This window comes from Aquimixticola soesokkakensis (assembly GCF_900172375.1).
In the GTDB taxonomy this organism is placed as follows: Bacteria; Pseudomonadota; Alphaproteobacteria; order Rhodobacterales; family Rhodobacteraceae; genus Aquimixticola; species Aquimixticola soesokkakensis.
Genome location: NZ_FWFS01000010.1, coordinates 150422 through 164893 on the forward strand (window position 1 = coordinate 150422; position 14472 = coordinate 164893).

Consider the following 14472-nt stretch of genomic DNA (forward strand, 5'->3'; position numbering starts at 1 on the left):
GTGGGCGCCTTTTTCATATCCGCCTGACGCCGGACCGGTCTCCACGCTCAAAGCCTAGCTGCCCTGCCCCAAACGACGGATCGTCGCCAGAAACTGCTGTTGAACCCGATCATCCAGCGTTTGCGCCACCGCGACGATCAACGGGCGCACGGTCTCATCGCCCAGATAGTAACTCGCGATCCAGCCACGCGCCTCTGTTGTTGTCAGCAGCAGCGCGATATCCGCACGCAGCGCCACCTCCACCGCATCACTGCGGGGTTCGGGCATCGCCAAAGCTGTTGCGACCCGCCGCTGGGCAAGCCAGCTTTCATTGCGCCCCGTCGCGCGCGCATTGACCAAAGCCTCCCCCGCCGCGTCCCAGTTTTCCAGGCCGACCTGGGACTGGGCGACAACGGAATAGGCCAGCGAAAAGCTGGGCGCGTCATCGAGAATTTTCTGTGCACTTTCAAGGCAATGCTGGGCAATCCGTTCGGGTGAATTATCAACGAACATCGTCGAAAGCAAAGAGGTCTGCGCGCGCAAACATGTATCCAGGGCCTCAATCCGCGTATAGACCGCGCGCCCCATTTCGGGGTCGTGATCCATCGCCTGAAGCTTCAGAAACGCCGCATTCGCCTCTTTTGTGTTGGTTCGGTAGCCCGCGAATTCTCGCAGCATGTAGCTGGCGCTGACCCCCGCCAGCACCAGACTGAACGCCGCAATCGCGATGCGGATGTTACGCGGCGATACCGCCCCGACTGCGCTCGGTTTTGGAACGGGCGTATGGCCGAACGTCTCTTGCGGCTTCATCAATCGGACCTCACAAACTCATAGATGATTTGCCCACTCTAGCCCAGCCAGCGGCGCGCGGCCAGAACCTGCGCACGAAACCCCAGCGATGCACAAGCCTTTCGCATCGCCTGTCAAACCGCTTTGAAATCGGCCCTTTAGCGCCAATTTCCCTTGCATCCCTCACGACCTGCCAACAGGTTGCCCTCAAAGCGCTCTGGTCACGGCCACCCGCTCGACCAACAGCAAGGACTCTCTGCCATGACCGCCCCCCTCTCAAAGTCACCCATCCGCGCACTCGTTTGGGGCGAAAACGTCCACGAACAGAAAAACGCAACTGTCCGCGAGATTTACCCAAACGGCATGCATAGCTGTATCGCCGATGCCCTCAACACGCAGGACGGCATCGTGGCCGAGACGGCCGTGCTGCAAGACCCCGAACACGGGCTTAGCGCAGATCGTCTGGCCAAGACCGATGTGTTGCTGTGGTGGGGACATGCCGCGCATGGCGACGTGTCCGACGAGGTCGCGCAACGCGTTGTCGAAGCGGTGTGGTCGGGCATGGGGATGATTTTCCTGCATTCAGCCCATTTCGCCAAGCCGTTCAAAATGTTGATGGGCGCAGCCTGCAATCTGACATGGCGCGAAGCGGGCGAGCGCGAGCGGCTCTGGGTGACCTCGAAAAACCACCCCATTGCCGCCGGCCTGGGCGATTATTTCGAGCTTGAGAACGAAGAAATGTACGGCGAGCCCTTCGGGGTGCCGGAACCGCTGGAAACCGTGTTCATCAGCTGGTTTCAGGGCGGCGAAGTCTTTCGCTCGGGTCTGACCTACAAACGCGGTGCGGGCAATATTTTCTACTTCCGCCCCGGCCATGAAACCTACCCGACCTATCACGACGCCAATGTGCAGCGCGTGATTTCCAACGGGGTGACATGGGCCTTCAACCCCGCCGCGCGGGTCGCAAACCCCACGGATGCGCCCAATATCCCGGTCGAAACCGCACTCGAACCCATTCAGGAACGCGGCCCCCGCCTGCATAGCGATGGCGAAGAGGGCTTTCGCTGATGGCGGCACCTGTGCGCCTGCTGATACTCGGCACCGGCAATATGGGCCGCACCCATGTCGAGGCCTACAAGCAGATGGAGAACGTCGAAATCGTCGCCGGAGTGGATGCGCGCCCCGATGCGCTGAACGCATTTTGTGACGAATTCGGCATCGCGCAGCGCTACCACACGCTGGATGAGGCGATCCTCCAATGCGACTTTGACGCGGCGTCGAATGTCACACCCGATGCGGCGCATTACGCGACCTCGATGTCCTTGCTGGCGTCGGGAAAGCACGTGCTGTGCGAAAAACCCCTGACCACCGATTTTGCGCTGGCGCTGGAAATGGTCGCCGCAGCGCAGGCGGCGGGCAAGGTGAATATGCTCAACCTCAGCTACCGCAATGTCCCCGCGCTGCAAGCGGCGGCCAAACTGGTGGCTGACGGCGCCATTGGCGAGATACGCCATTTCGATGCCTCCTACCTGCAAAGCTGGCTGACCCAGCCCGCGTGGGGCGACTGGAAAACCGACCCTGCATGGCTGTGGCGTCTGTCCACCGCTCACGGATCGAAAGGCGTGCTGGGCGATGTGGGCATCCACATCATCGACTACGCCACCTTCATTGCCGGCCTCTCGCCGGTGCAGGTTTCGGCGCGGCTGAAAACCTTCCACAAGGCGCCCTTCGACCGGATCGGAGACTATCCGCTCGACGCGAACGACAGCGCCGTGATGCATCTGGAACTGGAAAACGGCGCTCTTGGCACGATCAGCGCGACGCGCTTTGCCTCGGGCCATCACAACGATCTTTATCTGCGCATCTACGGCGATCTCGGCGCGCTCGAAGTCAGTTTCGAGGATGCGACCTCGGTGCTGCGCAGCTGCATCGGCCCGGACGCGCTCCTGTCTCAAACATGGTCCGATGTCGCCTGCCCGCCAGTGCCCACGGTGTACGAGCGCTTCATCAGTGCGATCCAGAACGGCACCCCCAGCGAGCCGGATTTCAAACGCGGTGCCCAACTGCAGGAGGTGCTTGACCTCGCGCAGCGCTCGGATGAATTGGAAAGCCGCGCGCTTCACATCAACCCCGTCGATCCCAACGCCGCCGAACCGATCCCGCGCGAATTGCTGTAACGCCCCTCAGGGCGCGCAGGGAAAGTCCTGCGCGGCCTCGGGCGTGAAACTCGTGCCATTCTCCAGCGTCAGATAGCGGGTGACGCGGATGGCCTGCGCACGCAATTCGATCAGGTTGAAATTGTTTTCTTCGTCGCGCAGGCGGTTGGACAGGCCTGTGCCCGCCTGCACCTGCAAGCCGCGCGTCCCCACCGCCCCCAGCGGCGCAATCCACCAGCGGTGCAAATGCCCCGAAAGCACCAGATCCACCCCGACCTCGCGCAGCCTTGCGGCCGCCGACTCGGCACCTTTCATCGGCGCTTTGCTCGATCCGGGCGGCTGTTCCAGCGGATGGTGTGCAACGAGCACCCGCTTGCGCGCGCCCGCTTGGGAAAACAGCGCACAAATCCGCGCCACCTCCCGTGGGCGGAACAAGCCGCGCTGATGGGCCAGCGGATCGGCGGTATTGGCGCAGGCGACGACGATGTCGTCATTCTCGAACACCGGACACAGATCATCCGCAATTGCAGCGCGATAGCGGGCAAAGGGCGCCAAAAGCCGCGCGGGCAGGTTCCAGAGTGGCATATCGTGATTGCCCGGCACCGCAAGAACCCGCGCCTCCAGCCGTGACATCAAATCGCGCGCCTGCGCAAACTGGTCGCGCCGCGCGCGCTGGGTAAAATCGCCCGAGATCAGCACCAGATCAGGCGCAAGCGCGTTCACTTGCGCAATCATCGGGGCGACCAGCTCGGCGCGATCGCGCCCGAAATGCAAATCCGACAGATGGACCAACCGCATCATCGCAAATCCTGCGCACGGGTTTGGGGCACCATCACGCTAAGGTCATCGCGACAGAGTTCAAAGCGAAACGGAGCGGCAAGCATCGCCCGTTCCCCGTCGCGCGCAATCCGGCGCGGGCGGTGTTTGCGGCTACCGGTTTCCTCAAGCGTGAGAGAGGGGGCGGCAATCATTTCAAAATGGCGGTGGTTGCGCGCACGCCCCACGGCCAGCGCCAAAGCGATGCGGATCATCCCCCACCGCCCGACTTTCGGCGCCACAAAGGCTAAAAGATTGCCCGCAGCGATGTGCTCCTTGCCCGGCAGGCCCATCGCCTCGAGCTGGAAGGCGTTGTTCATCACAAACACCAAAGGGGTCGCCAGATCATGGCTGATCGGGCCCTGCGCGGATTGCGCCACCAGCCGCAGGCGCATCTGTGACCGCAGCCCGAGCAGGGTTTTGACCACCGACCAATAGGCCGCCACCCGCGAGCGCCCCCATTTGTCGTAAATCGCTTCGCGTTCCTTCAGGATCGCCGGATAGGTGCCCAGCGAGGCGTTGTTCAAAAACACCTCCCCATTCACGCGCGCATATCCCAAGGGCCGTTTGGCCCCCGCACAAATCACCGCTACCGCTGCCTCGATATCGTCCAGCGGCAAATCGAGGGAGCGGGCGAAATAATTGAACGTGCCCATCGGCAAAATCCCGAGGGTCCCGCCACTGCCAGACAGCGCTGAGGCGACCGCGCAAATGGTCCCATCGCCGCCCGCAGCCACGACAATCTCGAAACCTTCGCGTGCAACCTGCTGGGCGACTTTGGGGATCTCGGCGCCTTCAGCGAGCCGCAACTGGGCCGGGCAGCCCTGCGCCTCGAAGGCGGCAGCAACGGACTCGCACAGGCTTTGCGCCTGTTTGCGGCCCGACCCTGCGTTCAGAACGACACAAATACGGGTCATGTGAAACCCTGCCTGCGCCGTCCGGGAAAGACCGCACCTTTGGGTCCGAGGAAATGGCCCAACATGGCCAGGCCCGGAACGTGATCACAAACAACTTTCAGGCAGACCAGCATCGGCACGGCGACAAGCGCCCCCGCAACGCCCCAAAGCCACGCCCAAAGCACCACCGAAATAAACACCACGATGGGGTTGAGCGACATGGAACGGCCCACGACAACGGGGGTCACAACATTGCCCTCCATCGCGTTGATCAACATGAAGGCAAGCGGCGGGTAGATCGCCTGCCCGATCGTGTCAAACGACACAAAAGACACCAAAGCGATCACCACGGTGAAAATACCCGGCCCCAGATAGGGCATGAAATTCAGGATGAACGCCAGCGCCCCCCAGACAACGGGTTCGGGCACGCCCAAGGCCCAAAGCGCCAATGTCACCACGCAGCCCAAGCCGAAATTGATGATCGAAATCGACAAAAGATAGCGAGACACGGAGACTTCGACCGCCTGCAAGATCGCGCGCGCGCGGCGCCGTTTCGAAGCGGTCGGCTGGGCGGAAATGATTTTTTGCTGCATCGTGTCGCCCGAGGCGAGCAGGAAGAGCGACAGCACCAAAGCCACCAGCCCCGAGGCCAGGATCGAGGCCATGTTGATCGCCGCAGAGGTCAGCAGCCCGCCGTCCTGCACATCCACCTTTTGCACATCGCTCGGCGTGCTGCCCGCGATATCCTCCACATTCGCCGAAACCTGCATCAACTCGGCCATCGACGAACTCAGTGTCGCAATCTTGCGTTGAATTTCCAACTGGATTTCAGGAGCGCTTTGCAACAGGTCAGTCGCTGCGGGCGCGATCAAATATCCCCCGATCAACACCGTCAAACCAAAGGCGATCACCAGCGAAATAGACGACACCGAGGGCGGAATGCCAAAACGCCCCGCGGTGCGCACCAAGGGGCTCAACGTCAGCGCCACGAGGATGCCAAAGGTTACGGGCAGCAAAACCGGCTTGGCCACGAAAATCACACAGCCCGCCGCGATCACCGCCAGAAACACAAGCAGCCCTGACGTTGCGACCGGCGTTGCCCCGCGCGCACGCGCAAGGCGCGCGGTCGGCGCGACGCGTGCTGCATCCTGTGAGGCGTCCGTTTGCTGGCTTGCGCTGTTTTGAGGGGCCACGGTGTGGCGCGAAGGCTTTGATCCGGAGTGAGGCATGCGCGGATCATTCGTCTCGTCGTTCACACAGTTCCCTTTCAAAGCCGTCTTTTCAAAAGCGGCGCCAAGGCCGGATGCAGGCGCATCACGGACAGGCTAAATACGATCAGACATCAACCCCGCAATTGGCGGAAAGTTCCCCGACCTCCATGCAAAGCCTGCCCCTGCGCGGAAATGACGCTACGGAGTCGTGACCAAGTAACCATATTCACACAAAAAACCGCCCGATCCGGAACCCGCCCCCCAGAGCTGCGCGTTGGTCCCGCAACTGATGAAAACGAGAAAACGCGAGGCTATACCATGACTTACTCCATACATTCAGAAGATCTTTTCGATCTTCATGTGCAGTGCCGCAGCGCATTATGTCACTCGCTGGCGCAGGCTTATGTTGGCGACAGCGCCAAAGATATCCGCTGCGACCACACAGCGGACGCGACATTCGATGCGCTTCTTTCGGCGCTGCGCACCCAAGATCTGGCACAAGGGTCCCATTAAAAGATGCCCCGAAGCTTTCGATGTTTTCGACCATGCGGCCACCCGCCAAAGCCCGCTCCCGCCCCTCGGTCACAAACGCACCCGCATTAATCGCACAGCCTCACCGCTGTGCGATTTTTTTTGCCGCGGCGCTGGCGTCACAAACCGGCGGGGCGCGAACAAAGATTGACGCGATCCCCGGTTTTGACGCGACCCCCGGTTTTAAAGAACGCGCGCGCAAATGCAAAAAACCCCCAAAAGTTCCGCTCTTTTTCGCATGCAAGACCACATCCGCGAAACCTCGCCTATTCTTGCGCCAAACAGGCAACATATTGCCATTAAAGAAAAATTTGGAACAAACTCACGCCCAGCACTGTTGTCATCCCAAGCGCAACAAGCGCCATTCAAACTATCCCTAGGGAGACACACATGAAAAATCTTTTGCTTTCGACCGCAATCCTGTCCGCAACCGCATTGGGTGCATATGCGCAAGATGCCGAAGTGACGGCGGACGCCTCCAGTGACATGTCCTCCAGCATGTTCCTCACCCAAATGGACCCGATGGAACTGCAAGCGACCAATCTCATCGGCATGCGCCTTTACGCACAAGATGCCGATATGGACGCAGACAGCATCGACGGCGTGCAGGACAACTGGAACGACATCGGGGAAATCGGTGACGTGATCCTGGATCGCGACGGTGCCGTGGACGCAGTGCTGCTCGACATCGGCGGCTTCCTTGGTCTGGGCGAACGTCAGGTTGCCATCCGCATGGATCAACTCGACTTCGTGGCCGACGACAGCACCGAAGAAAACCCCAACGACTTCTTCCTCGTTGTGAATGCGCCGCAATCGGCTCTCGAAAACGCCCCTGAATACCAGATGTCCAACGACATGGACACGGCCATGGACGACACGATGACCGACGATGCAACCATGACAGCGCCGATGGCCGATGACACCATGACGGCAGACGCCGACATGCAAGCAACAGCGCCCATGGATCAGGACCCGAACCTGACCGCAGAGGCCCAGTCCGACATGGCCACGCCGGAAATGACGACCGACATGTCCGCTGATGCGACCATGCAGGCCGACATGAGCATGAGCGACGGCTACACCCAGATCGAGTCCGCCGAGATCACGGCTGACGCCCTGACCGGTGCCAGCGTTTACGGTCCCAATGACGAAGATCTGGGCGAAGTGTCCGACCTCGTTCTGACCGCTGACGGCACCGTTGACGAAGCCGTGATCGACGTTGGTGGCTTCCTGGGCCTTGGTGAAAAACCCGTTGCGCTTGCCATGGATGACCTTGACGTGATGCAGGAAAACGATGGCGACACGCTGCGCGTCTTCGTGTCCATGACCGAAGAACAGCTCAAAGCGCTGCCCGCTTACGAAAAATAAGCCCGGTTAGACGCAGAGCTTTAACAACGGCCTTTGGCCCGTCCCGCTTTGGGGCGGGCCATTTCTTATGGGCAATTTGTCGCATTATCCCCGCGCACACCCGCCTAAGCACTAATCCGATACTTTTGATCGGATTAGCGCTGGACAGCCTTGGCGACGGCATTTACGTCTTGCATATTTCGTGCAGCCAGCCGCGTGCCAGCGTCAGCCACACGTTCATGCCCTGACATTCCTTGAGCGAAAGGCCCGCGATATGCCGCAAATGCGCAACATCACTCCCCGCAAGTTCCTCCCCCTCCTCGCCCTCGCCTGCTTTGGAGCCGCCAGCCTTCCGGCGCTCGCGCAAGAGGTGACGATTGAAACGGCAACCGGTGCGCAAACCATCACCCCGGCACCTCAAACCGTTGTCGTCTTTGACGTGAACGCCATCGACACGCTCGATGCGCTGGACGTGACGATCGCAGGCATTCCCGATTTCTCCCTTCCGCTGCTGGCCGATGTCACCGCCAGCGTGCCGGTGATGGGGACGTTGTTCGAACCCGATTTCGAAAAACTGGCCATGGCCCAGCCCGACCTCATCATCGCGGGCGGTCGCTCGTCGCTCAAGGCCGAGGCGCTGGCACAGGTCGCCCCCACCATCGACATGACCATCGACCCCACCGATCAGATCGCACAGATCCATGCCCGCCTGACCGCCTATGGCGAAATCTTTGAAAAGCAGGATGCCGCGGCCCAGTTGGGCGCAGAGCTGGACGCGAAAATCGCACAGGCCGCCGAGGCCGCCCAAGGCAAGGGCAACGGGCTGATCATCCTGACCAACGGCGGGAATGTGTCGGCCTATGGCGCGACCTCGCGCTTTGGCTGGATTCACCAGGCGTTGAACCTGCCCGAAGCCGTGGAAGGCATCGGCGAGGCCACCCATGGCGAAGCGGTTTCCTTTGAATTCATCGCCCAGACCGACCCTGACTGGCTGTTTGTGATCGACCGTGGCGCAGCCATCGGCCAATCCGGCGAAGCGGCCAAAGCCACCCTCGACAACGCGCTCGTAACCGGCACCAAAGCCTGGAAAGAGGGCCATGTTGTCTATCTGAATTCCGGCAACATCTATCTCGACACCGGCGGCATCCAGTCCGTGACCTCGACCCTCGACGATCTGATCGCCGCCTTCTCCCCCGAAAGCTGAACCGGGATGTCGCGCCGCTCTCCCTTTTTATATCGGGCCCTGGCCCTGCTTGCCGTCTTGATGGTCATCAGTACCCTCGTCGGCGCGGCAGAGCTTGGGTCGGCGGGGGGCGCGACACCCAACGCAACCGGCGGCACCCTGCACCTGATGCTCGAAAGCCGCCTGCCACGCAGTTTTGCAGCCTTGCTGGCGGGGTCTGCCATGGCCGTGGCAGGGGTCATCATGCAGCAACTCGTGCGCAACCGCTTTGTCGAACCCTCCACCACCGGCACGACCGAGGGGGCCATGCTGGGGCTAATCGTGATCACCCTCCTGGCCCCGGGAGCGCCGGTGATGGTCAAAATGGTAGTCGCGGCCGGCACGGCGCTGATGGCCGCTGCCCTGTTCCTCGCCCTTGTCCGACGGTTATCGCCGCGCGATCCCTTCATGGTGCCGCTGGTCGGCATGATCTGGAGCGGCATATTGGGCGCGGGGGCGTCGTGGTTCGCGTGGCAAGCCGACCTCGTGCAATATCTGGGCAACTGGATGACGGGGGATTTTTCCGGCGTCATCGCAGGGCGTTACGAATTGCTCTGGATTGCGGGCGCAGTGGCGCTTTTGGCCTATTTCGCCGCCGATATGCTTACCATTGCGGGCATGGGCGAAGGCACCGCGCTTTCGCTCGGTCTGAACTATCGCGGGGCGCTGCGGCTTGGCCTTGTGGCCGTGTCGCTGGTGACGGCGCTGGTCGTGGTCACTGTCGGCGCGATCCCCTTCATCGGCCTTGTGGTGCCCAATATCGTCGCGCGACTGATGGGCGACCGCTTGCGCGCCTCCCTGCCCGTTGTGGCAGTCGGCGGTGCGATCCTTGTGCTGAGCGCGGATATCATCGGGCGGCTGATCCGCTACCCCTATGAAATTCCCGTGGGCACCGTGGCAGGCGTTCTGGGCGCGGCGATTTTCCTGTGGCTCTTGTCAAGCAAACCCCGACGGCACCGCGCGCCCCACCGTCAAAAAGAGGCGCATCATGCCAGCTGACCGTCGCCTCGCCGCCCTTGCCGTGACCCTGCTTGCTCTCGCGGGGGCCTTTTTGATGTGGCAGTTTGCCAGCCCGACCTGGGCGCTGATCCGGGGGGACGAGGCGGGCCCTGCAGCCTTTATCCTAAGCCTGCGCGGCGTCAAACTGGCGGCACTGGTGGCTGTGGGCCTTGCCATCGGCACCGCCACGATCCTCTTTCAAACGGTCAGCGAAAACCGCATCCTCACCCCCGGAATCCTCGGGTTCGACGCGCTGTTCATCTTTGTGCAAACCCTGCTGGTGTTCACCATGGGCGGCTTTGGACTGGCCAGCATCGGCGCGGGGGCGCAGTTTCTGATCGACACCAGCGTCATGGTGGTCGCGGCCTGCGCGCTGTTTTCCGTCCTGCTTGGCGCAAAGAGCGGCCCGCGCGACCTGTCACGCATGTTGCTGACCGGCGTCATCATTGGGGTGCTGTTGCGCTCGCTTTCGGGCCTGATGGGGCGGATGATCGACCCTTCGGAATTTGCCATCGTTCAGGGAAAAATGTTTGCCACGTTCGGCGCTGTGGATCGCGGAAACCTGATCCTTGCGAGCCTGCTGATTGCCCCTGCCCTCCTCGCCAGCCTTGCCCTTGCACGCCGCCTCGACGTGATGGGACTGGGGCGACAAACCGCACTCGGGCTGGGGCTGGACCACGACCGCTGGGTGCTCGTGGTGCTCGCGCTCGTTGCCGTGCTCACCGCCTCCGCAACAGCGCTCGTCGGCCCCGTGACCTTCCTTGGATTGCTCGCCGCCTCGCTTGCGCGCAGCCTGCTTGGCACCCATCGCCATGCGCTGCTCATTCCCGCAACGGCCCTGATCGCCGCCATCATTCTTGTTGCAGGGCAGTTTGTTTTCGAACGCCTGTTGGGCCAGGAATCCTCGCTTGCGGTGATCATCGAGTTCGTCGGCGGCCTTGTGTTTCTAGCCCTTGTTCTGAAAGGAAAATCAGCATGATCTCGACCAGCGGCCTTGGCCATAAAATCGACGATAGCGTGATCCTGAACGACATCTCCCTCGACATTGCCAAGGGCGGAATCACGGCGCTGATCGGCCCGAATGGCGCGGGGAAATCCACGCTTTTGCACCTGATTTCCGCGCTTATGCCTGTGCAATCGGGCACTGTGCAGATCGACGGGCGCGACCTTGGCAAAACGCCGCGCCGCGACCTTGCGCGTAGCCTTGCGATCCTGACACAATCAAGCGGCATCACCTCAAGGCTGACGGTGCGCGATCTGGTCGCTTTCGGGCGCTGGCCGCACAGCCACGGACGCCTCACCGCTGCCGATGACACCGCGATCGCCCAAGCGCTCAACCTCTTTGAACTGGATGATCTGGCGCATCGCTACATCGACGAACTCTCCGGCGGGCAACGCCAGCGCGCCCAGGTTGCCATGGCCTATGCGCAGGAAACGGATTGGCTGTTGCTTGACGAGCCGCTCAACAACCTTGACCCGCGCCATGCGCAAACGCTGATGTCGCGCCTCTTCGACCTCTCGCGTCCGGGGGCAAAAATGCGCTCGGTCGTGATCGTGATCCACGAGGTGAATTATGCCGCCGCCTGGGCGGATCGTGTGGTTGCCATGAAGGACGGGAAACTCGTCCATCAAGGGCTGACGCGTGAGGTGCTGACCTCGGAGCGTCTGTCGGCCCTCTATGACACACCGATCCGCGTGGCCGAGGTCGAGGGCCGTCCCTTCGTGCTGCACCACCGCAACGAGGCGTCGGTGCATCGCCTTTCCCGCAGCGCCTGAGCCGCAGGAAAGGCCGTTTTCAAAAGGACTTAGCCCTTCTGGATCGTGTCGATCGCGCGCAGTTTGGCAAGCAGGGGCTGCAGGTCTTCGATCCGCACCATGTTCGGCCCGTCGGACGGCGCGTTATCAGGGTCTTCATGCGTCTCGATGAACAGCGCCGCGACGCCAACGGCCACTGCCGCGCGTGCCAGAGGCGGCACCATGCGACGATCGCCCCCTGTCGAAGTGCCATTGCCACCGGGTTGCTGGACCGAATGGGTCGCATCAAAGACCACCGGATAGCCCGTCTCGGCCATCGTCGGCAAACCACGAAAATCGCTTACCAAAGTGTTGTAGCCAAAGGAGGTCCCGCGCTCGCACAGCATGATCCGCTCGTTGCCGGTCGAGGCCACTTTCGCCGCCACGTTCTGCATGTCCCAAGGGGCCAGAAACTGGCCCTTTTTCACGTTGATCGCAAGGCCGGTTTCACCCGCTGCCAGCAACAGATCGGTCTGGCGGCACAGGAAAGCGGGGATTTGCAGGATATCGACAAATTCCGCCGCCATCGCGCAATGGGACGGCTCATGCACATCCGTGATCACCGGCACGCCGAATTCGTCTTTGATTTTCGACAGGATTTCGAGCCCCTTGTCGGCACCCAGGCCACGTTTGCCTTGCAAGGAAGACCGGTTGGCCTTGTCGTAGGACCCTTTGAAAATAAAGCCGGTCCCCGTTGCCGCGCAGGCCTCGGCGATGCGTTCGGCCAACATGCGTGCGTGATCGAGGCTTTCCAGCTGGCACGGGCCGCAAATGATCGAAAAAGGCAGATCGTTGGAAATCGACAAATCACCGATCTGGACGGTTTTCTGAATAGTCATGGTTTTCTCCTTATTCAGCAGCGGCGCGCAGCTTGCGCATGTTGTCGCCATAGACTTCGGGCTGGTCAACCGAGCCGCCTTTGAACACGGCAGAACCGGCAACGAAAACATCCGCCCCGGCCGCGCGCACCAGCGGGATGGTGGTCGGATCGACACCGCCGTCGATTTCGATATGGATGGGGCGATCGCCGATCATCGCCCGCAGGCGTTCGACCTTGGCAATCTGGCTCTGGATCAGTTTCTGCCCGCCAAATCCCGGGTTCACCGTCATCACATTGACCAGATCGACCATGTCGAGCAGATATTCCACCGCCTCCACAGGCGTCGCGGGGTTCAACGCGATGCCCGCTTTGACACCGCAGCCGCGAATGGCCTGCATCGTGCGGTGCACATGGGGGCCGGATTCGACATGGGCTGAAATGAAATCGGCCCCGGCCTCGGCGAAGGCTTCGATATAGGGATCGACGGGGGCGATCATCAGGTGCACGTCCATGACCGTTTTGATATGCGGGCGGATCGCCTTGCAGGTCTGCGGGCCAAAGGTGAGGTTGGGCACGAAATGCCCGTCCATCACATCGACATGCACCCAATCACAGCCCTGCGCCTCGATCGCGCGAATTTCCGCGCCGAAATTGGCGAAATCTGCGGATAGAATGGAAGGGGCGATCTTTACGTTGCGCTCAAAAACAGTCTGCGGCATCGGCGTATCCCGTCTTATGGCCTTGCACCCAAGGCCCGATATTATGTCCTGCGCGCAGGCCTATCCGGTTTGCGGCGCGCTGTCACCACACCGCGTTCAGAACGCCGCCGCGCGGCCCTGCCGCCGCTCTGCTCAACTCTGCACGCGATTTTGCACCAAAAGGCTGTGCGATGTCACTTTGCGAGCGACAATCAACCTGAACGTGCGTATATTGTTAACCATGCGTCAAGCAACACAGTGTGATGTCGTGGCGCATAGGTTCCACTTTTAACAGGTTTTCGGGTTGCATATGAACACACTGACGCTTCAGTCCGCTGACATTCTGAACAAGTCAGACAGCTTCCATTTCTCGCGCACTCTTTTGTCACGTTCAGTGCCTAAAGCCATGCATGCGCACGATTTTTACGAAATTTTCTGGCTCACCAACGGGCGCGCCCGCCACTATATCAATGGCGAGAAAATTCTTTTGAACGAAGGGGATTGCGTCTTCGTGCGCCCGCATGACCTGCACGGGCTTCAAGGCGTCGGGGAAGAGACTCACGTCGTCAACATCGTGATTCAATCCGCGCTCGTTGATCGGCTTGAAAAGCGATATGGCCTTGGCGAGCGCTATTTTGGCAAAGAAAACCCCTTTCCACAGCAGGTTCATTTCGACGCCCGCGCCCGTATCGACCTGGCGCAGCGCGCCACGGTTCTGGAGCGCGGGGCGCGCACCAAGCTGCAGATCGAAGCCTTTTTGCTGCCGCTTCTCAACGACTTGAGCGCCGAGCCGGTCGAGCTGCCTGCGGATGCGCCCGACTGGCTCGCGCAGGCCTGTCTTGCCGCGCGGCGCCCGGAGGTATTTCGCGACGGCGCCGCCGGTTTTGCCCGCAGCACGGGCAAGGCCCACGCCCATGTCAGCCGCACGGTCCAGAAATTCCTCGGAAAAACACCTTCGGATTACATCAACGATCACCGCATGGCCTATGCCGCGCGGCAATTGGCGGGCACGGCCGATGGGCTTGCGGAAATTGCGCAAGACGTCGGGATCGCAAACATGAGCCATTTTCACCGACTGTTTCGCGACCATTTCGGCATGACGCCGCGCCAGTATCGCGTCACCAACCAAAAGGGCGTTGTACAGCCCGAATAAAGCGGACCCGCACGAAAAAAGACGCCCCCAAAACAGGGGCGTCTTTCAAGTGGTCGCGCAC

14 protein-coding genes are annotated in these 14472 nt (G+C 61.3%); 8 read left to right on the forward strand and 6 right to left on the reverse strand.

Annotated elements, in window-relative coordinates; translation table 11 throughout:
* Nucleotides 1-54: 54 nt before the first annotated feature.
* Nucleotides 55-789: a hypothetical protein gene (locus AQS8620_RS13590; RefSeq protein WP_085837517.1), complete on the reverse strand. Its 735-nt coding sequence runs from the start codon at nucleotides 787-789 to the stop codon at nucleotides 55-57.
* 240 nt (nucleotides 790-1029) lie between these two features.
* Between AQS8620_RS13590 and AQS8620_RS13595 the strand changes: the two genes are divergently transcribed.
* Nucleotides 1030-1836: a ThuA domain-containing protein gene (locus tag AQS8620_RS13595; protein ID WP_085837519.1), complete on the forward strand. Its 807-nt coding sequence runs from the start codon at nucleotides 1030-1032 to the stop codon at nucleotides 1834-1836.
* Nucleotides 1836-2945, forward strand: coding sequence for a Gfo/Idh/MocA family protein (locus AQS8620_RS13600; RefSeq protein ID WP_085837521.1), 1110 nt, complete (start codon nucleotides 1836-1838; stop codon nucleotides 2943-2945). The genes AQS8620_RS13595 and AQS8620_RS13600 overlap by 1 nt, the downstream gene beginning before the upstream one ends.
* Nucleotides 2946-2951: 6 nt before the next feature.
* On the opposite strand, the gene AQS8620_RS13605 is transcribed toward AQS8620_RS13600, so the two are convergent.
* From AQS8620_RS13605 to AQS8620_RS13615, 3 genes are read right to left on the reverse strand one after another with little or no spacing between them, the layout of a single operon-like run.
* On the reverse strand, nucleotides 2952-3725 hold the full coding sequence (locus AQS8620_RS13605; RefSeq protein ID WP_085837523.1) for a metallophosphoesterase family protein: 774 nt from the start codon (nucleotides 3723-3725) through the stop codon (nucleotides 2952-2954).
* Nucleotides 3722-4657: a diacylglycerol/lipid kinase family protein gene (locus tag AQS8620_RS13610; protein WP_085837525.1), complete on the reverse strand. Its 936-nt coding sequence runs from the start codon at nucleotides 4655-4657 to the stop codon at nucleotides 3722-3724. Before AQS8620_RS13610 ends, AQS8620_RS13605 begins: the two co-directional genes overlap by 4 nt.
* A complete protein-coding gene (locus tag AQS8620_RS13615) occupies nucleotides 4654-5892 on the reverse strand; it encodes an AI-2E family transporter (RefSeq protein WP_085837527.1) in 1239 nt (412 codons plus the stop codon). Before AQS8620_RS13615 ends, AQS8620_RS13610 begins: the two co-directional genes overlap by 4 nt.
* 876 nt (nucleotides 5893-6768) lie before the next feature.
* On the opposite strand from AQS8620_RS13615, the gene AQS8620_RS13625 reads away from it, so the two are divergent.
* From AQS8620_RS13625 to AQS8620_RS13645, 5 genes are all read left to right on the forward strand, one after another.
* Entirely contained in the window at nucleotides 6769-7746 is a 978-nt protein-coding gene (locus AQS8620_RS13625) for a PRC-barrel domain-containing protein (protein ID WP_085837531.1), read from the forward strand.
* A 262-nt stretch (nucleotides 7747-8008) separates the two neighbouring features.
* Nucleotides 8009-8929, forward strand: a complete 921-nt coding sequence (locus AQS8620_RS13630) for a siderophore ABC transporter substrate-binding protein (protein ID WP_143267531.1) — start codon at nucleotides 8009-8011, stop codon at nucleotides 8927-8929.
* A 6-nt stretch (nucleotides 8930-8935) separates the two neighbouring features.
* Complete coding sequence (locus tag AQS8620_RS13635) at nucleotides 8936-9946, forward strand: ABC transporter permease (protein ID WP_085837535.1); 1011 nt, start codon at nucleotides 8936-8938, stop codon at nucleotides 9944-9946.
* Nucleotides 9936-10925: an iron chelate uptake ABC transporter family permease subunit gene (locus tag AQS8620_RS13640; RefSeq protein WP_085837537.1), complete on the forward strand. Its 990-nt coding sequence runs from the start codon at nucleotides 9936-9938 to the stop codon at nucleotides 10923-10925. The genes AQS8620_RS13635 and AQS8620_RS13640 overlap by 11 nt, the downstream gene beginning before the upstream one ends.
* A complete protein-coding gene (locus AQS8620_RS13645; protein ID WP_085837538.1) occupies nucleotides 10922-11722 on the forward strand; it encodes an iron ABC transporter ATP-binding protein in 801 nt (266 codons plus the stop codon). The genes AQS8620_RS13640 and AQS8620_RS13645 overlap by 4 nt, the downstream gene beginning before the upstream one ends.
* A 29-nt stretch (nucleotides 11723-11751) precedes the next feature.
* Here the strand turns inward: AQS8620_RS13645 and kdsA are convergent, their stop codons facing one another.
* On the reverse strand, nucleotides 11752-12579 hold the full coding sequence (gene kdsA / locus AQS8620_RS13650; protein ID WP_085837614.1) for a 3-deoxy-8-phosphooctulonate synthase: 828 nt from the start codon (nucleotides 12577-12579) through the stop codon (nucleotides 11752-11754).
* A gap of 10 nt (nucleotides 12580-12589) precedes the next feature.
* A complete protein-coding gene (gene rpe / locus AQS8620_RS13655; protein WP_085837540.1) occupies nucleotides 12590-13279 on the reverse strand; it encodes a ribulose-phosphate 3-epimerase in 690 nt (229 codons plus the stop codon).
* Between the two features lie 385 nt (nucleotides 13280-13664).
* Between rpe and AQS8620_RS13660 the strand changes: the two genes are divergently transcribed.
* The gene (locus tag AQS8620_RS13660; RefSeq protein WP_085837541.1) at nucleotides 13665-14411 is read left to right on the forward strand and encodes a helix-turn-helix transcriptional regulator; all 747 of its coding nucleotides are present in this window, start codon (nucleotides 13665-13667) and stop codon (nucleotides 14409-14411) included.
* Nucleotides 14412-14472: the final 61 nt, after the last annotated feature.